This is a genomic window from Acetobacter nitrogenifigens DSM 23921 = NBRC 105050, from assembly GCF_000429165.1.
GTDB lineage: Bacteria > Pseudomonadota > Alphaproteobacteria > Acetobacterales > Acetobacteraceae > Acetobacter > Acetobacter nitrogenifigens.
Window position 1 is genome coordinate 56,676 of sequence record NZ_AUBI01000012.1, and the last position, 17,141, is coordinate 73,816.

Annotated in this window: 16 protein-coding genes; 13 read left to right on the forward strand and 3 right to left on the reverse strand. The window is 60.8% G+C overall.

The window, feature by feature from the left end; translation table 11 throughout:
- Window positions 1-17 precede the first annotated feature (17 nt).
- Window positions 18-845 carry a MurR/RpiR family transcriptional regulator gene (locus G442_RS0113480; RefSeq protein WP_026398412.1) on the reverse strand — a complete coding sequence of 276 codons (828 nt, stop codon included), beginning with the start codon at window positions 843-845 and terminating at the stop codon, window positions 18-20.
- 177 nt (window positions 846-1,022) lie between these two features.
- Between G442_RS0113480 and G442_RS0113490 the strand changes: the two genes are divergently transcribed.
- From G442_RS0113490 to G442_RS0113540, 10 genes are all read left to right on the forward strand, one after another.
- The gene (locus tag G442_RS0113490) at window positions 1,023-1,613 is read left to right on the forward strand and encodes a PALP domain-containing protein (protein ID WP_026398413.1); all 591 of its coding nucleotides are present in this window, start codon (window positions 1,023-1,025) and stop codon (window positions 1,611-1,613) included.
- Window positions 1,614-1,802: 189 nt separating this feature from the next.
- Window positions 1,803-2,717, forward strand: a complete 915-nt coding sequence (locus G442_RS0113495; RefSeq protein ID WP_026398414.1) for an N-carbamoyl-D-amino-acid hydrolase — start codon at window positions 1,803-1,805, stop codon at window positions 2,715-2,717.
- Window positions 2,718-2,922: 205 nt separating this feature from the next.
- The gene (locus G442_RS22345) at window positions 2,923-4,266 is read left to right on the forward strand and encodes an MFS transporter (RefSeq protein WP_084440597.1); all 1,344 of its coding nucleotides are present in this window, start codon (window positions 2,923-2,925) and stop codon (window positions 4,264-4,266) included.
- A 7-nt stretch (window positions 4,267-4,273) separates the two neighbouring features.
- Complete coding sequence (locus G442_RS22350; protein WP_051292323.1) at window positions 4,274-5,557, forward strand: MFS transporter; 1,284 nt, start codon at window positions 4,274-4,276, stop codon at window positions 5,555-5,557.
- Complete coding sequence (locus G442_RS0113515) at window positions 5,544-7,049, forward strand: amidase (RefSeq protein WP_035376636.1); 1,506 nt, start codon at window positions 5,544-5,546, stop codon at window positions 7,047-7,049. Before G442_RS22350 ends, G442_RS0113515 begins: the two co-directional genes overlap by 14 nt.
- Before the next feature lie 41 nt (window positions 7,050-7,090).
- Window positions 7,091-8,518 (forward strand): M20 family metallopeptidase, encoded by a 1,428-nt coding sequence (locus tag G442_RS0113520; RefSeq protein ID WP_026398417.1) that lies wholly within the window; start codon window positions 7,091-7,093, stop codon window positions 8,516-8,518.
- Window positions 8,519-8,555: 37 nt separating this feature from the next.
- On the forward strand, window positions 8,556-9,902 hold the full coding sequence (locus G442_RS0113525; RefSeq protein ID WP_026398418.1) for a GntT/GntP/DsdX family permease: 1,347 nt from the start codon (window positions 8,556-8,558) through the stop codon (window positions 9,900-9,902).
- Between the two features lie 25 nt (window positions 9,903-9,927).
- Complete coding sequence (locus G442_RS0113530; RefSeq protein WP_026398419.1) at window positions 9,928-10,974, forward strand: D-TA family PLP-dependent enzyme; 1,047 nt, start codon at window positions 9,928-9,930, stop codon at window positions 10,972-10,974.
- A gap of 23 nt (window positions 10,975-10,997) precedes the next feature.
- Complete coding sequence (locus tag G442_RS0113535; protein WP_026398420.1) at window positions 10,998-11,360, forward strand: RidA family protein; 363 nt, start codon at window positions 10,998-11,000, stop codon at window positions 11,358-11,360.
- Window positions 11,361-11,405: 45 nt separating this feature from the next.
- Window positions 11,406-12,887, forward strand: coding sequence for a M81 family metallopeptidase (locus tag G442_RS0113540; protein ID WP_026398421.1), 1,482 nt, complete (start codon window positions 11,406-11,408; stop codon window positions 12,885-12,887).
- Between the two features lie 28 nt (window positions 12,888-12,915).
- Here the strand turns inward: G442_RS0113540 and G442_RS0113545 are convergent, their stop codons facing one another.
- The gene (locus G442_RS0113545; RefSeq protein ID WP_035376637.1) at window positions 12,916-13,782 is read right to left on the reverse strand and encodes a helix-turn-helix transcriptional regulator; all 867 of its coding nucleotides are present in this window, start codon (window positions 13,780-13,782) and stop codon (window positions 12,916-12,918) included.
- 80 nt (window positions 13,783-13,862) lie between these two features.
- Between G442_RS0113545 and G442_RS0113550 the strand changes: the two genes are divergently transcribed.
- Window positions 13,863-14,756 carry an SDR family oxidoreductase gene (locus tag G442_RS0113550; protein WP_026398423.1) on the forward strand — a complete coding sequence of 298 codons (894 nt, stop codon included), beginning with the start codon at window positions 13,863-13,865 and terminating at the stop codon, window positions 14,754-14,756.
- 77 nt (window positions 14,757-14,833) lie between these two features.
- The gene (locus G442_RS0113555; protein WP_146882486.1) at window positions 14,834-15,424 is read left to right on the forward strand and encodes a hypothetical protein; all 591 of its coding nucleotides are present in this window, start codon (window positions 14,834-14,836) and stop codon (window positions 15,422-15,424) included.
- A gap of 13 nt (window positions 15,425-15,437) precedes the next feature.
- Here the strand turns inward: G442_RS0113555 and G442_RS0113560 are convergent, their stop codons facing one another.
- Window positions 15,438-16,454: a 1-aminocyclopropane-1-carboxylate deaminase gene (locus G442_RS0113560; protein ID WP_026398425.1), complete on the reverse strand. Its 1,017-nt coding sequence runs from the start codon at window positions 16,452-16,454 to the stop codon at window positions 15,438-15,440.
- Window positions 16,455-16,611: 157 nt separating this feature from the next.
- Between G442_RS0113560 and G442_RS0113565 the strand changes: the two genes are divergently transcribed.
- Window positions 16,612-17,076: an Lrp/AsnC family transcriptional regulator gene (locus G442_RS0113565; RefSeq protein ID WP_026398426.1), complete on the forward strand. Its 465-nt coding sequence runs from the start codon at window positions 16,612-16,614 to the stop codon at window positions 17,074-17,076.
- Window positions 17,077-17,141 lie beyond the last annotated feature (65 nt).

Genomic DNA, 17,141 nt, shown 5'->3' on the forward strand with positions numbered 1-17,141 from the left:
ACAACGCGGCCCATCTCTCAACTCTTGAAGGCGAGAACGTCGATCTCCTCCATCAGGCTTTCCACCTGCGTGAGCCTGCTCGCCACGGCGCCGCCGACGGACTGTTCGAGCAGCGACGCAAGGCAGTTCACCAACGTCATGGCCGCGCCATAACTGTCGAAAATCCCCCTGCCCTCGACCGCGCAGCGAAGCGTCAGATTGACACCGTCATCGTTGGGCGGAGCATCGAAGTCCCCGATCTGAAGCACTTTCGCACCACGCCGCTGGGCCACACGCGCAATCCGCCCGCGGACAGGGCGCCGTCGCCGAAAGGACAACAATACGACCAGATCGTTTTCCGCAACATTCACCAGATCTTCGCCCAAAGTCATCCCCGCACGGGGAAGAAGAGCAGCGCCCTCGCGCATGAGATTGAGAATATTGTGAAGATAGGAACCAACGATCATCGAGTTACGAAAACCGACGATCCAGATGCGGCGAGCGTCCCTGAGCATCGCGACCGCCCGCTCCAGCTTGTCGGCGGCAAGATCGTCGGCCGTGCGCGACAGGTTATGATTTTCCTGCCGCACATAGTCAGTAAAATCGTAATTGATCTTTTCATGACGTTCCGTGCTGCGAAGAGCCACAAGCGGCGACCCCATCTGCGCGCGTTCACGCGCCTGGGTGTGCGCCTGCTGATAGCTTTCATAGCCCAGACGACGAAAAAAGCGCGCCGCCGTCGGGTTCGACACCTGCGCACGCGTCGCAATTTCTCCGGCAGTAAAGCCCGAGAAATTACATTCCATCTCAAGTATGACCGCGGCGAGCCTGCGTTCGCCGACGGACAACTCGTCTTGAACGTTCATGATTCGAACCTCGATCGGGGTGTCGTTTTCCATCCGCACTCACTTCACTTTCGGAATGAAACACATTTATCATTCCGAACACAACATGAAAAAATTATTTCGTTACGATCTTGACGAACCGACCTCCGGCGCGGCCTGATGCGACTCCCCCTCCCAAATCAGCGTCAGTAACGCCCGATGCTTTCTCCAGCCTACATAGCCCCCACCCCGGTTACCGAGGAGCAGTTTGCGCGCCCGGCCGGACCGACCGCAGCCGCTCCGGTGCGCGCAACCGTACGTGCCGGGCCGCAATACACCCTCACGTCACTCATGTCGCTTCAGGCGCTGGCGACCTCGCGCGGGTGCAATCCTCTGTTCTACAAGCAGGAAAGCGAGCGCTTCGGTCTCGGCAACATCAAGGCGTTCGGCTGCGCCCATGCGCTGCAGAAACGCGCGACAGACGACACTCAAGGGGTCTCGGTGGTCAAGGGCGAGCGCGACTGCCGCCGTGGCATCTATGTCCATGAGCATGTCACCGCCGCTCGCGCGGACGCCGTCTCCGACGCCGCCATGTGGCGCGCGCAGCAGGCGCCCGAGCGTAACGGGTGGCGCGTGACATCTGGCACGTCCCGTTCCAGTTACGGAGAGAGTCCGGGCTGGGTCATGCAGGGCTACAGCTTTATCGACGAAGAAATCCGTAACCAGACGCCCGACGCGCCGCCGACGCACGTGTTACTTCAGGCGCATATAGACGGTGAAGCAAGCCAAGTCGCCGTCTGTGTCGGTTGATGAACTACGCATCAACGCAACGCGTTTGAACGCTTCACTACAAACCGCCAGAACACATCGCCGCCCTTTTTGGCGACTGCGTGCCGCACAACATCAAGGAATGCACAGCGCCGAAAGATTTGGTTCGAGGCACAGAAGTTTTCGCGCGCTTCGTTCTGCGTTATAGCGAAATTTCATCGGAGCAGGGTCATGACAAGAGAAATTATCATCGCCGGCGCGCAGATGGGGCCGATCGCGCGGGTCGACACAAGAGAAAGCGTGGTGGCTCGCATGACCACTCTGCTTGAGAAGGCCGCGCGAATGGGCGCGCAACTGGTCGTTTTCCCGGAGCTCGCGCTTACGACGTTTTTTCCTCGCTGGTTCATGGCGGAACAACAGGAGATCGACGTCTTCTTTGAAACGCAAATGCCAAACGAGTCGACAGAGCCACTTTTCACGCGTGCGCGGTCTCTGGGCGTGGCGTTCACGTTCGGTTTCGCTGAAAAAGTGACCGAAAATGGGATCGTCAGACGTTTCAATACGTCAGTTCTCGTCAACATACAGGGGGAGATTGTCGCGCGTTATCGCAAAATCCACCTACCGGGTCATTCCGAACATGAGCCATGGCGCGCGTTTCAGCATCTCGAAAAACGTTATTTCGAACCAGGAGAGGGATTTTTCGAAACGACCGACCTTCTTGGCGGCCACTTCTCCATGGCCATCTGCAACGATCGGCGCTGGCCGGAAACATATCGCGAAATGGCGTTGCGTGGGGCCGAGGTCGCGACCATCGGTTACAACACGCCTCTACATTACGCGCAGGCCCCGGAGCACGACCACCTTCAGTCCTTTCATAACCACCTTTGCCTGCAAGCCGGGGCCTACCAGAACGGCCTGTGGGTCGTGGGCGTCGGCAAGACGGGCGTCGAGGAGGGTTGCGGCCTGCTCGGCCAAAGCTGCATCGTCGCCCCCACGGGTGAAATCGTCTCGATGGCCAGCACCACTGGCGACGAAGTGATCGTCGCGGCGTGCGATCTCGACCGTTGCGCGGAAATTCGCGAAAATATTTTCAATTTCGCGAAAAATCGACGCCCGGAAATGTACCCGTTGCTCAGCGCAGTATGAGCGCGAGCCTGCTCCGCAGCGATAAAATCGTTTTTAAATCGCATCGTCTGTTGGACGAATGGAAACTGGAGGCTAGCCTGTCGGCAGACACCGTTTATGGGAACGTCACCACGCGAGGAGCACGACGCCTTTGGCCCCTGACGACGCCAACCCCACAGACGGCCAATCCCAGACGCCAGCGCGCGCATCGCCCAGGAGCCCTGCCATGACTGCGGTCCGGACATCGACACTCTCAGACTCCCTCGGCGCCGGGACGCTGCCCACAGCGACCCTCGATGCGCTTTATCGCCGGATCGATCTGCGGGTCGTGACGATACTCGCGGTTTCATATCTTCTCGACTGTATCGACCGGCTCAATATCGGTTTCGCACAACACCAGATTTCAGAGCGGATCGGCCTTACGCCACAGGATTACGGCTTCGCGGCGGGTATCTTCTTCATCGGCTACGTGCTGTTTGAAATCCCGTCGAATTTACTTCTGCCGAAGGTCGGCGCCCGACGAACCTTCTTCCGCATCATGGTCCTGTGGGGACTGACCTCCGCCAGCATGGGTCTGATCACCAACCGCAACGCCTTCTATGTCATGCGTTTTCTACTCGGCGTCTTCGAGGCCGGGTTCGCTCCCGCCGCAATGTATTATCTGGCGAGCTGGTATCCACGCGAACGCATGGCTACTGCGATTTCGATCCAGCAGATTGCGGCGCCCATGTCCGGCGTCATCGCCGGTCCCGTGTCAGGCATGCTTGTCCAGAACATGGATCACGTCGCCGGAGTCGACGGCTGGCGGTGGATGTTCTTTCTCGAAGGTCTGCCGTCGATCATCATGGGCTTCGTCGTTTTCGCGACGCTGCCGGACAAACCTTCCGAAGCACGGTGGCTGACGCCCGCCGAGGCCCGGATCGTCGAAGAAAACGCATCCTCGACCGGAAGCAGCCACCACGGATTTTCCGCCGTGCTGCGCGACAAAATGATCTACATCCTGTCGCTCGGCTACTTCTGCGTGATCTGCGGTCTCTACACGATCAGCTTCTGGCTGCCTACGGTCCTGCGTCAGTCAGGCGCGACCAGCGATCTTCAGATCGGATTTCTTGCCGCCATCCCGTTTTTCTGCGGAACTGTCGCCATCCTGACATGGGGACGGAGATCCGACCGCCTGCAGGAACGACGCTGGCATGGCGCCATCCCGGCTCTTCTCGCCGCGGTCGGGCTGGCGTCAATCGTCGCTACGACAGGCAGTCTGGTCGGCGCCGTAATCGCCTTGAGCGTAACGGCCATGTGCCTTTACTCCACATATCTGGTCTTCCTGTCCGTGCCTTCCGATCTTCTCAAGGGGCCGGGAGCAGCAGGCGGATACGCCCTGATCAATTCGATCGGCCTTCTTGGTGGTTTTTGTAGTCCGATCATCATCGGCCACGTCACGCAGATCACCGGCAACGTCAACGCGGGCCTGCTGACCATGAGCGGGATCGTCGCTCTTGGCGGGCTTATTTTCATCTTCGCCATTCCCGGAGGGCGCGCCACGCCAGCCGGGACGATGCCGCCGGAGTAACGTAGTGATGGCCGCCATGAGAGAGAGCCACGAAACGACGCCGGGCCAGAGCGGTGCCTCACGGTTTGGCAAGGACGCCATCCTGACTTTCGGCCTGCTGTATCTCGCGTGGTGCGTGTCCTACATGGACCGCGCGGCCATCACGTTCTCCGCGCCAGCGATGCTGCGCGACATCCATATGTCGCCGACGGAACAAGGCTTCATCGTCGGTATTTTCTACCTCAGCTACTCGTTGATGCAGACGCCCGGCGGCTGGCTCGCCGACCGCTTTGGCGCGAAGGCAGTGGTTCTGGCCGGCCTTGTCGCGTGGTCAGCCTTCACGCTCGGGACCGGGCTGGTCCAGTCTGTCGCGGCGCTGTTGGCCGTCCGGCTGCTGTTCGGCATTGGCGAAGGCGTGTTTCCCGCCGCCAGCCTCAAGGCCCTATATGACGCGGTGCCAGCCCGCGCCCGTGACAAGGCGCCGTCCGCGCTGATGTCCTCGAATTATTTCGGATACCTGATCGCGCCGTCGATTCTGCTGCCCGTGCTCGCCTGGATGGGCTGGCGTTGGACATTTTACGTGATGAGCGGCATCGGTTTCGCCACCGCGCTTCTGGTGCTCCTGCTGGCGCCGAAAGGTTCTGCTCCATCCCGCGATGCGCCTTCCGCTCCGAAAGGGGCTGGCGTCCTCAGGGCGTTGCGTCTTCCAGGCGTCACCCGGCTGATGGCGACCTGGTTCCTGATCAGCTTCATCAACAAGGGGCTGGAAAGTTGGATGCCCACATACCTTCTTCATGAGCGCGGCGTATCGCTCAAGGAAGCAGGCGTTCTTCTCACCCTGCCATATGCCGCGGCAACCATCGCCGCCCTGATTGGCGGCTGGGCGATGTCCCGCTGGTTTGCGCAACGCGAAGAACGATTTATCTCGCTGTGCGTCGTCATCTCATGCGCGGCGCTGCTCGCCATGGCGTATTGCTCGTCCGTGCTGGCCGTCGTCGGCTTCGAGACGCTGCTCTACTTCTTCAAGACGCTCGTGTTCGCGGCGGTCCTCTGCCTGCCGGGCCGCTTCCTGCCGCAGGACATCGCAGGCGTCGGTTACGGTCTGATCAATTTCGGCGGCCAGATCGCGGGTTTCGTGGCGCCGCCTGTGATCGGCACAGTTCTCAGCATGACCGGCAGTTACCCCGCCGCCTTTCTTACCCTTCTCGTCGCGGGCGTTCTTGCCCTCGCGCTGAACAGCGCGCTTGGCAGGTTCAAGAATCCCGCTGGAAAACTGATGACTTTCGGAGCCGACAATCATGGAACTGTGTGACGCAACTGCTGTCGAGCTGCTCGATCTTTACCGCTCCGGCGAAGCCTCCCCGGTCGAGGTGTTGCGATCCTGCCAGAACCGGACGGACAAGGTTAACCCCGCCGTCAACGCCATCGTTTGCGAAGATCGCGACGCAGCTTTGGCTTCGGCCCGCCTGGCGGAGGACGCATGGCGACGCGGCGAACCCACCGGCCCCCTTTGCGGCATTCCCCTTGCAGTAAAAGATACGCACGTCACGGGCGGTCTTCGCACCACATTCGGCAGCCCGCAGTTTCGCGACTGGATACCGGAAAAGGATCAGAATTTCGTCGCTACATTAAGGGTGGCTGGAGCAGTGATCACCGGAAAGACCAACGTCCCCGAATGGGCGGCTGGCGCCAACAGCCGAAATCCCGTTTACGGCGCAACAGGAAATCCATTCGATCCTGCGCTCAACGCCGCCGGATCGTCCGGCGGATCGGCGACGGCGCTCGCCTGCGGCATGGCCGCCCTCGCCACCGGCTCTGACACGGGCGGTTCCTTGCGGAACCCCGCGGCATTTAACGGCGTCGTCGGATACAGACCATCTTCGGGGCTCCTTCCCAGCGAACGTCGCGTGCACGGCTGGTCCTGCCTGTCCTGCGACGGCCCAATGGGCCGCACCGTGGCGGACACTGCCCTTATGCTCTCCGTCTCAGCGGGCGATTTCAGCTACGACCCCCTCGCCTACACGCTGCCCGGAGAGGCTGTTCGCGCCCGGCCAGAGCGGTATTTTCCGTCAGAGCCGATTGATCTTTCGAAACTGCGTCTCGCCGCCACGGAAGATTTCGGCCATGCGCCGACCGAGAGCATCGTCAGACGCGCCTTTCGCGACAAACTGCCTGCCATAACCGCACTGTTCGCCTCCAGCGAAAACGCCGCCCCCGACTGCTCGGGTGGTCATGAGGCTTTCGCGATCCTGCGTGCGGCGATGTTCCAGTCCACCCACGGCGAACGCTACAAAACACATTACGATCTTTTGGGGCCGAACATACGCGCAAATGTCGAAGAAGCCGCCACCTACTCACTTGTCGATTACGCCTGGGCGGCGGAGACGCAGACGAAAATCTATCGCCGGTATCAGACCTTCTTCGAAAATTTCGACATCATCGTAAGCCCTGCGATCACCATAAGCCCACGTCCATGGACCGAACTTTATCCAACCGAGATCGACGGCGTCCCGACGACGAACTATTTCCAATGGCTCTCCCTCGCCTATCTGGTCACGTTGACAGGACATCCCTGCGTCAGCATCCCGGTCGGTGTCGACGAACGGGGCATGCCGTTCGGCCTGCAGATCGTCGGACCGCGCGGCGCCGACTCTCTGGTCCTGCAAACAGCCGCCGCCATCGAAGCAGCCTTCTCAACCTCCCCGACATTGCGCCGTCCGGTCCCTGACATTACCGCGCTCTCAACCATGCAACCTATCGCCTCGCGCCCCGGCTTCATGCCCCTGCCCGGCAGCGACGCGTAATCGTTCCCTGCCCGTCAATCTGATCATCGAGGAAAACCGCCATGCGTAACAGCGACGAAGTCTGGAGCCGCATCGATGAACTCGGCCCGGCGTTCTGTGATCTGTCCGACCGTATCTGGGATCAACCTGAACTGGCCTATGGCGAGTTCGCGGCCGTCGCCGAACACGCGGCCATGCTTGAGCAGCAAGGCTTCAAGGTCACGCGCGACGTCGCCGGAATTCCCACCGCTGTAACTGGAGAGTTTGGCGAAGAAGGCCCTGTCATCGCGATTCTGGGCGAGTATGACGCGCTGCCGGGATTGAGCCAGGAAGCAGGCGTCAGCAGCCCCTCCCCCCTTCCCGGCGCAGGCTTCGGGCATGGCTGCGGCCATAACCTGCTCGGCTCCTCCGCCATGTTGGCGGCGACCGCCGTGAAGGATTACCTGAAGGCCCACGGCGTGAAAGGGCGCGTCCGTTACTACGGCTGTCCCGCCGAGGAAGGCGGCGCCGCCAAAACCTTTATGGTGCGGGAAGGCGCGTTCGACGACGTCGATATCGCCATTTCGTGGCATCCCTCCTCATTCTCAGGCGTCAATGCGCCGCGCTCTCTCGCCAACACGCGGATCGACTTCACTTTCACCGGCAAGGCCTCCCACGCGGCGGCGGCGCCTCATCTCGGTCGCTCCGCACTCGATGCGGCGGAATTGATGAATATCGGCGCGAATTACCTGCGCGAGCATATGCCGCAAAGCGCGCGGCTTCATTACGCCTATATCGACGCGGGCGGGGTCGCTCCGAACGTGGTTCAATCGAAGGTCACGATCCGTTATCTCATCCGTTCCGAAACACTGCCGGAACTGCGCGACCTGATCGAGCGCGTTCGAAAGATCGCAGCCGGAGCTGCGATGATGACGGAAACGCAAGTATCGGAAGCCGTGGTGAGCGCGGTTTCGAACCTTATGGGAAACACGCCGCTGGAACAGGCCATGCACCGCAATTTCGAACGGTTGGGCGCGCCGCAGTTCGACGACGTAGACCGCGCCGTGGCCAGCGAATTCGTCGCCACGCTGACCAAGGCGGATCGCCTCGCCGCCTATAACCGGATGGGGATTCCCTACGATCCGGACGCGGTGTTGTGCGACCTCATCGCGCCGCCATGCGCGGAAGGCGACGGTTCCGCCGGATCGACCGACGTCGGCGACGTCAGCTGGGCCGTTCCCACCGTGCAGGCGCGGGGCGCAACCTGCGCCATCGGCACGCAGCTTCACTCCTGGCAGATGACTGGACAGGGGAAGACCGCCCATGCACACAAAGGCATGATCCATACAGCGAAGATCATGGCGGCGACCGCGCTCGACGCCATTCTCGATGAAAACCTGCTCACGAAAGCCAAAGCGGAGCACGCATCGACAATGGCCGTCACTCCGTATATCTGCCCCATGCCGGACTCGGTAAAGCCCCCGCTCCGCAAGGCGCCCGAAGCAGCATGACCTTCGATTTTTCGACTGTTACGAACACCACATCTCGATGAGCCCCGCTTATATCATCACCATCGGCGCGCTCTCGATCGCCGCCGTGCTGATCCTGATTGCCCGCTTCAGGGCGGAGCCGATCATCACCCTGTTCGGCGTCGCCGTGCTGATTGGCCTCGCCACCGGGAAGGCGCCGACCGCAGCCGTCGCTTCGTTTGAAAACGGCGCCGGACATGCGCTCGGGCATATCGCGTTCATCATCGCCTTCGGCACGATGCTGGGACGGATCGTCACGGAAAGCGGCGCTGCGGAACGGATCGCCGATACGCTGATTGCGCGTTTCGGGCCGCGCAACATCCATTGGGCGATGATGTGCATCGGCCTTCTGGTCGGGTTGCCGGTTTTCTTTGACGTGGGCTTCGTCCTGCTCGCTCCGCTGGCGTTCGTCGCCGCCCGCGCAGCCGGGCAACCGCTGCTTCTGGCGGCTCTGCCTCTTGCGTCGGGGTTGTCTATCGCGCACGCCCTCATGCCGCCGCACCCGGCGATCATGATCGCCGTGGAGGCTTATCACGCCAGCCTGCCAAAGATGCTGCTTCTGGGAACGGTGGTGATGCTGCCGACCGCCGTCCTTACCGGCCCGGTCTTCGCGCGTTTTATCGTCCCACGCCTGCATATCCGCGGCCTGAGCTCACTGGAGGCGCAGTTTCTGGAGCGTGGCGACCGCGGGCCATTACCACCGTTCTGGCTGAGCGCTCTGGTCGTGCTGTCCCCGGTGTTGCTCATTCTCGTCGGGCAGATTGCCCGCTTCGCGCTGCCTTCCGGTATCGGGCCCTGGGTCGGGGACTTGCTCGGCTCCACGGACGTCGCGCTGGTCGCGGCGACGATTTTCGCATGCGTCAGCCTGGGGCTGGCCCGGGGCGTCGCATGGGCCGACATGGCGCACCGTCTGCACGACTGTCTGGCCCCCATCGCGTTCGTGGTGTTGCTTGTCGGCGCAGGCGGCGGCTTCGGTCGGGCGCTCATCGATTCGGGCGTCTCGGACGTGCTGACGGGACTCGCCGTATCGTGGAAAATGCCGATCCTGCTTCTGGCGTGGGGGCTGGCGGCGGTGGTGCGACTGGCCACCGGCTCCGCTACGGTCGCAATGAGCACGGCTGCGGCGGTGCTCGCCCCCGTCGCGCTGCACACCGGTCTTGTCGCTCCAGAAGCGCTGGTGTTGGCGACCGGCGCCGGTTCGGTGGCTTTCGGACCTGTGACGGACCCGGTATTCTGGCAGATCAAGGAGTATCTGGGCATGAGCGTCGGCCAAACCCTGATCACATGGTCGGTCATCGAGACGGGCATTTCGCTCATGGCTCTGGCTGGCGCCGTCGCCTTCCAGTCGATGCACTCATTTTTCTGAAACACACGTAACCAAGGTTCCGGTCATGAACATCGACTCCCTGCCCACGCCCTGCGTCCTGATCGACTTCGACCGCATGAAAGCCAATATCGGCCGAGCGCAGGACTACGCCACCCAGCACGGCTTTTCTCTTCGCCCGCATATCAAGACCCACAAAATTCCCGCGTTCGCCCGCTTGCAGGTCGAGGCCGGGGCAAAGGGAATTACCTGTCAGAAGCTGGGTGAAGCCGAAGTGATGGCGGACGCCGGGCTCGACGACATCCTGATCAGCTACAATCTGATCGGCTTCGACAAGCTTGCGCGCATGACGACGCTCGCGCGGCGGATCAAACTTACCGTCGCCGCCGACAGCCTCCACACCGTCGAAGGATACAACCGCGCGGCGGAGGCGGCCGACGTTTCGTTCGACGTGCTGATCGAATGCGACACCGGCGGCGGTCGTTGCGGCGTCCAGACGCCCGAAGAAGCCGTGACGCTGGCGCAGGCCCTGCGCGGCGGGGCTCGCTTCGCCGGGTTGATGACCTATCCCGCAGCAGGAAAGACGGCAGAAATGGCGGCATGGCTCTCTGCCGCCCTCGCTGCGTTCAAGGCCGCCGACGTTCCGGTGCGCGTCGTGTCCGCTGGCGGAACGCCGGATCTGTGGAAAGCGCACACCATTCCGGGCGTGACGGAATACCGGCCCGGCACGTACGTCTATATGGATCGTTCGCAGGTCGCCGTCGGCGCGGCGAGCATGGACGATTGCGCGCTGAGCGTGTTTGCCACCGTCGTCAGCAAGCCGCGCCCCGACCGCGCCGTCATCGACGCGGGCACGAAGACGCTCACCAGCGATCTGCTTGGCATGGAGGGTTTCGGCCACATTCCAGCCTGTCCACATGCGACGCTAAGCGGCCTCAGCGAAGAACATGGCGTGCTGCGCGCTGAATCCGGCCTGCCGGAGATCGGAGAGCGCGTGCGCATCATCCCCAATCACGCCTGCGTCGTCAGCAACATGTTCGACACGGTTTACCTCGTGTCCGGCGAACGAGTGCTCGACGTCATGCCCGTTGCAGCGCGCGGGCGCGTGTCCTGACCAACCAGAAAGAGGATAACATCATGGTCAAGAAAATGTTCGGCTCCTCCCACGTGCCGTTGTCCCCCGCCGTCCGTGCGGGAGACTTCGTCTACATATCGGGACAGGTTCCGGTGAAGGACGGCGCGATCGTCAACGGCGACGTGCGTGTGCAGACCCAGACCGTTCTGGAAAACGTCTCAGCGGCGCTGAAGCTTGCCGGATGTGAAATGTCCGACGTCGTGAAAACGTTCGTGATCCTGACCGACAAGAAGGATTTTGCAGCGTTCAACGAAGTCTACGCCACGTTCTTTCCGTCCGAACCCCCTGCCCGCACGACGGTCGAGGCTGGCCTGATGGTCGACATCACGGTCGAGATCGAGGCGATCGCCTACAAGCCGCTCTGATTCGTCGGCAACGCCCGGCCTACGCCAAAACAGGATAGACTGCTCATGAAGGTGTTCGTCGCGTCTCTGGCGACAGAGACAAACACGTTCTCCCCCGTCCCCACCGACCGTGCGAATTTCATCGCCGCGTTCTATGCGCCGCCCGGACATCATCCGGCCACGCCAACCTTGTGCTCCGCCGTATTCCCGGCGCTGCGCGAGCGTGCGCGCGATGAAGGCTTCGAGCTTGTCGAGGGGACCGCGACATGGGCCGAGCCGGGCGGTCTGGTGCAACGCCAGACCTATGAAGCGCTGCGCGACGAAATTCTCGATCAGCTTCGCGCAGCGGCGCCGGTCGACGCCGTCGTGCTCGGCCTGCACGGCGCCATGGTCGCACAGGGCTACGATGACTGCGAGGGCGATCTGGCGGCGCGCGTCCGCGAAATCGTCGGACCGGACGTCATTGTCGGCGCCACGTTCGATCCGCACAGCCATCTGACCCCGAAACGGGTCGAGAATTTGAATATCCTAAACGCGTTTCTTGAATTTCCGCATACGGATTTCGTCGAGCGCGCCGAACAGGTCGTGGACCTGACGCTTCGCGCCGTTCGCCAGCAGATCAGGCCGGTCATCTCCGTCTTCGACTGCCGCATGATCGATGTTCTCCCAACCAGCCAGCAACCGATGCGGGGCTTTGTCGACAGCTTGAGCGCCATGGAGGGGCGCGGCTCTGTGCTCAGCGTATCGCTGATTCACGGATTTCTTGCCGGAGACGTGCCGGAACTCGGGGCGCGGCTTGTGGTCGTGACCGATAACGACCCGGCGGTTGGAGACCGCCTCGCCCGGGAAAAGGGTATGGAACTGTTCGCGATGCGCGGCTCCACCCGCATGACGCAACATGACATCCCCGACGCTCTGCAACTGGCGCGCGCCTGCGCTACGGCCGGCGCGGCGAAGCCCGTCGTGCTGGCCGACACGTGGGACAATCCGGGCGGCGGGGTCGCCGGAGACGGCACGCTGATCCTGCGGGCCATGCTTGACGCGGGCATGGACGATGTCGGAGTCGCCACGATCTGGGACCCTATCGCGGTCACTTTCTGCCTCGCCGCTGGCGACGGGGCGACGATCAGGTTGCGCTTCGGCGGGAAAAGCGACCCCGGCGCGGGCGACCCGATCGACGCGTCCGTCACGGTTCTGAAAGCTGTTGATGAAGCATGGGAGAGTTTTGGCGCGAGCCGGGTTCCGCTTGGCCCGTCAGCAGTGATTCGAATCGTAGGCACATGCACCGACGTCATCCTGAACACGAACCGGACCCAGACGTTTGACCCGGACATCTTCTCGGGCCTGGGGATCGACATCAGTCAGAAGAAATACCTTGTCGTGAAATCGACGAATCATTTCTATGCGGCGTTCAGGCCCGTCGCTTCCGAAATTTTCTACGTCGACGCTGGCACGCATTACCCCTCCGACGCGCGGCGCACTGACTACGTCAAGGTCAAGCGACCGCTCTGGCCGATCGTCGACGACCCACATGCCGCCAGCGCCTGAATTGACCATCAATTTATAAAATAGTGGGTCACACCTCTGCGCGCGAGCGCCTGTCTCGCTCCACGATAAGCGCGCGGATCCGATCCGCGCTGTCGCTGGTTGCCGGGTTGTAGACTATCATTCCAAGATCGGGGCGCCCGTCGATCGCAAAGTTTGAAAACTCAAGTTCAATCATACCTATATCCGGATGATGGATACGTTTGACGCCTTCGCCATGCGAGGCGACGCCAGTTTCCTGCCACAAGGCCTCGAATTCCGGGCTCGTGCGCGACAGGTCCTCGACCAGTTGTGTAATCTCTGCATGCGCTCCCGCCCGCGCCACATCAGCCCGAAACGCGCCGACAACGAATCGCGCGACGTTGCGCCAGTCGTCCTGCGCGTTTCTAACGTGTGCATTTCCGAACATGATGCGCAGGATGTTTCTTTTCTCTCGCGGAATTTTTGAATAATCGGTCAAAAGCGCCGCTGCGGCGTCGTTCCATGCGATCACGTCCCACGTCGCAGTCTTGATAATGGTCGGACTTGTGGTGAGCGCGTCGAGAACACGTTGCAGACGGGGCGTCACTGTGTCTGTCGCCCTGTAACGCGCGGCCGGAGGACGCCCAAGACCAAGAATGAACAGATGCTCGCGTTCGCTCTCCGTCAGCATCAGTCCCGCAGCGATACGGTTGAGAACGTCCTCTGACGGTGCGCCTCCCCGCCCCTGCTCCAGCCATGTGTACCAGGTGGGACTGATATTGGCCCGTTGGGCGACTTCTTCTCGCCTCAACCCGGACGTACGCCTTCGCCCGCTGGCAAACCCCAGCGCGACCGGGTCCAGCCGTGTCCGGCAATTGCGTAGAAAACCGCCCAGTTTGTTCTCGTTCTCCAATGTCACGCCGATCCTGTTGATCATTATACCATGATAAAGTCACTACTTTTACATGATGAAAATTAGAATACGACGCGGTTGGGAGCAACAACGGAGGCTCTTTCATGCGTGTATTTCTCACTGGCGCCACCGGCTTCATCGGTTCACGTATCGTCACCGAACTCCTGTCCGCCGGACATCAGGTCATCGGCCTCACGCGGTCGGAGGCTGGCGCGCGCGCGCTGGCTGAAGCTGGAGCCGAGCCACATCGCGGCGACATTGAAAACCCCGGCAGTCTGCAGGCGGGCGCGGCGAAGGCTGATAGCGTAATTCACACCGCCTTTGATCACGACTTCACGAATTTCGTCGCGAATTGCGAGAAGGACAAACGGGCCATCGAAGCGCTTGGCGCCGAACTCAAGGGCTCAAGGCGTCCATTCCTCATCACGTCGGGCACTGGCGTAGGCGCAGAGGCGCCGGGTCAACCCGCACTTGAAAGCGTCTTCAACGCCGCACACCAAAACCCGCGTGTCATTTCCGAAATCACAGGCGCGCGGCTGCTCGATGATGGAACGGACGTTCGCATCGTGCGGCTTCCGCAAGTCCATGACACGGTAAAACAGGGTCTGGTTACCCCCTACATTGCAATTTCGCGTGAAAAAGGCGTCGCCGCCTATATCGGCGAGGGTCTTAATCGCTGGCCCGCCGCCCATGTGCGCGACGTCGCGGCTCTCTACAGGCTGGCGCTTGAGAGAGGGCAAGCTGGCGAACGGTATCATGCGGTCGATGAAGAAGGCGTCACGGCGCAAGAAATCGCAACTGTCATCGGCGCAGGTCTGGGCGTCGACGTAATCTCTCTGCCTCCCGAGCTGGCGCAACAACATTTCGGGTGGCTGGGAATGTTTATTGGAATGGATCTGGTCGCGTCCAGTGCATGGACCCGATCGCGACTAGGCTGGCAGCCAACCGGGCCTGGTATAATCAGTGATCTGACGAAGATGGACTACACGAAAATTTAGCACGGCGAAAAACAATTTAGATATTCATTGAAAAAATAATTAGTATAAATGCGCAAGGAAATTTGGGAATATGAGTAATGTGGAAACCTTGGGTCGGACAGCATTATGAAAAACGCAAACTTCTTATACTAGGAAAAAGTTGTTACGACTGGGTCGATTCAAGCGACGATTCACTTAAGTCTCCACAAAACGACCATCCTGTAATGCTGGTCGAAAATCAGCTTCATGAACCCGCCGAAAAAAACGGGTTCATGCTTAAACTGACGCGCGCCCTTTGCAACCAGACGTGGCCGTCACCTGAGGATCGTCAACTCGCATGGCAAAGTGTGGCGTTCACTAACTATGTTCCGGTCTCCGTAGGATATGGAGCCCGGCGCAGGCCGGCCCCTGCCGCATGGCGGCAGGCCGCCGATGAATGGCCAGATTTGTTGGAAAAACTGTCTCCGCGAAACATAATTATCCTGGGACTGAGCTTGTGGGATAATATGCCTTCCCCAAAAAACGCGGCCGGCGCGGTAGGAAAATTCCCACAACGATCCCCGGCCGTTCGCGAATATGTGACCGAGTCCGGCAACGTGACCCGGTGCTGGTGCCATTGGCATCCTTCCGCAGGGGCCTCTGCCGACTCACTCCGAGACGTTATTGCAGAAGCCGAGAATGCGGCGTGAGGCGTTACTTTATTCAGCCGTTACGGAACGTGTAGCTATACCCGTTGATCGCAGGCGCACCGCCCAGATGGGCGTAAAGCACCTTCGCGCCTTTCGGAAAGAAGCCGGTCTTCACGAGGTCGATCATCCCCTGCATCGACTTTCCTTCATAAACCGGATCCGTGATCATCGCTTCGGTCTGCGCCGCAAGGCGCATGGCCTCAACCGTTTCCTTCGACGGCACGCCGTACGCCGGATATGCGTAATCTTCCATCAGGATCACGTCGTCGCCGGCGATCTCCGGCCCGTCGACCAGCGCGGACGTCTTCTGCGCAATGTCGAGAACCTGAGCCTTCACCGGTCTTGGCGTGAAAGACGCGTCGATGCCGATCACTTGGCGCGCACGGCCGTCATCGGCGAAGCCAACCAGCATCCCTGCGTGGGTCGATCCGGTCACTGTGCAGACGACGATGAAGTCGAACTTGAAGCCCAGTTCGGCTTCCTGCGCCCGGACTTCCTCCGCGAAACCGACATAACCGAGGCCGCCGAATTTGTGGACAGAAGCCCCGGCCGGAATGGCGTAAGGCTTGCCGCCTTTCGCTTTCACCTCATCCAGAGCCTGCAACCAACTGTCGCGGATGCCGACGTCGAAACCTTCATCGACCAGTTGCGAATTGGCGCCCATAAGGCGCGTCATCAGGATGTTGCCGACGCGGTCGTAAACCGCATCGTCATGCGGCACCCAGCTTTCCTGAATCACATGGCACTTCATGCCGATCTTGGCGGCGACCGCCGCGACAAGACGCGTGTGATTCGACTGCACGCCACCGATGGAGACCAGGGTGTCGGCGCCGGAAGCGATGGCGTCAGGTACGATGTATTCCAGCTTGCGGAGCTTGTTTCCGCCCATGGCGAGGCCCGAGTTGCAATCTTCACGCTTGGCGTAGATCTGCACGTCGCCGCCGAGGCGCTCGGTCAGACGCGGCAGGAATTCGATTGGCGTCGGACCGAAGGTGAGCGGATACCGCTCGAAGCGGGACAGGTTGAGCATTTCGAAGCCTCGTGTTTGCTTGAACCCGCAAATTTATGGCAGAAACGAGATGAAATGTGCTTTCAAAATATCATGAAATTTTTTACAAAAAGCTCGTAAAATAATAAATTATGTCGATAAGTGATAAATTATATCGTAAAAAGTGGAACAATCTTTCATGCCTGAAGACCTTGATCGAACCGATCGCCGTATCCTGCGTCTGCTTCAAAAGGATGGTCGCATGGCGAACGCCGATCTGGCCCGCAAAGTGAATATAAGCGCCGCCACCTGCCACCGGAGGACGCAGCGCCTGTTTGAAGCCAACTGCATTCGCGCCGTGCGGGCGCAGGTCGCGCCTGACGCGGTCGATCTCTCGACGCTCGCAATTGTAGGTGTGGTCCTGGACCGCTCCACGTCGGACAGTTTCGCCGCATTTGAGCAGGCGGTCCGCGAAACTCCGGAGATTCTGGACTGCCACCTGGTCGCCGGAGATTTCGACTATTTTCTGAAAATTCGCGTACGAGACATGGAGCATTTTAACCGACTGCACGCCACGCGCCTTATTGTGCTGCCGGGCGTGCGTCAAACGCGAACGTTCTTCGTCATGAAGGAGGTCGTCGATAACAGGCCGCTCGATATTTAAAGGCCCGTCAGCAGTTACGGCGGGACATCGACGCGGCAAGAACGGCTACTGCACCAGAGCGTCAT

What these genes read in the sequence shown, in the direction of transcription:
- G442_RS0113480 (WP_026398412.1), bottom strand. Translation starts at nt 845, where the DNA reads ATGAACGTTCAAGACGAGTTGTCCGTCGGCGAACGCAGGCTCGCCGCG.
- G442_RS0113490 (WP_026398413.1), top strand. Translation starts at nt 1,023, where the DNA reads ATGCTTTCTCCAGCCTACATAGCCCCCACCCCGGTTACCGAGGAGCAG.
- G442_RS0113495 (WP_026398414.1), top strand. Translation starts at nt 1,803, where the DNA reads ATGACAAGAGAAATTATCATCGCCGGCGCGCAGATGGGGCCGATCGCG.
- G442_RS22345 (WP_084440597.1), top strand. Translation starts at nt 2,923, where the DNA reads ATGACTGCGGTCCGGACATCGACACTCTCAGACTCCCTCGGCGCCGGG.
- G442_RS22350 (WP_051292323.1), top strand. Translation starts at nt 4,274, where the DNA reads ATGGCCGCCATGAGAGAGAGCCACGAAACGACGCCGGGCCAGAGCGGT.
- G442_RS0113515 (WP_035376636.1), top strand. Translation starts at nt 5,544, where the DNA reads ATGGAACTGTGTGACGCAACTGCTGTCGAGCTGCTCGATCTTTACCGC.
- G442_RS0113520 (WP_026398417.1), top strand. Translation starts at nt 7,091, where the DNA reads ATGCGTAACAGCGACGAAGTCTGGAGCCGCATCGATGAACTCGGCCCG.
- G442_RS0113525 (WP_026398418.1), top strand. Translation starts at nt 8,556, where the DNA reads ATGAGCCCCGCTTATATCATCACCATCGGCGCGCTCTCGATCGCCGCC.
- G442_RS0113530 (WP_026398419.1), top strand. Translation starts at nt 9,928, where the DNA reads ATGAACATCGACTCCCTGCCCACGCCCTGCGTCCTGATCGACTTCGAC.
- G442_RS0113535 (WP_026398420.1), top strand. Translation starts at nt 10,998, where the DNA reads ATGGTCAAGAAAATGTTCGGCTCCTCCCACGTGCCGTTGTCCCCCGCC.
- G442_RS0113540 (WP_026398421.1), top strand. Translation starts at nt 11,406, where the DNA reads ATGAAGGTGTTCGTCGCGTCTCTGGCGACAGAGACAAACACGTTCTCC.
- G442_RS0113545 (WP_035376637.1), bottom strand. Translation starts at nt 13,782, where the DNA reads ATGATCAACAGGATCGGCGTGACATTGGAGAACGAGAACAAACTGGGC.
- G442_RS0113550 (WP_026398423.1), top strand. Translation starts at nt 13,863, where the DNA reads ATGCGTGTATTTCTCACTGGCGCCACCGGCTTCATCGGTTCACGTATC.
- G442_RS0113555 (WP_146882486.1), top strand. Translation starts at nt 14,834, where the DNA reads ATGTGGAAACCTTGGGTCGGACAGCATTATGAAAAACGCAAACTTCTT.
- G442_RS0113560 (WP_026398425.1), bottom strand. Translation starts at nt 16,454, where the DNA reads ATGCTCAACCTGTCCCGCTTCGAGCGGTATCCGCTCACCTTCGGTCCG.
- G442_RS0113565 (WP_026398426.1), top strand. Translation starts at nt 16,612, where the DNA reads ATGCCTGAAGACCTTGATCGAACCGATCGCCGTATCCTGCGTCTGCTT.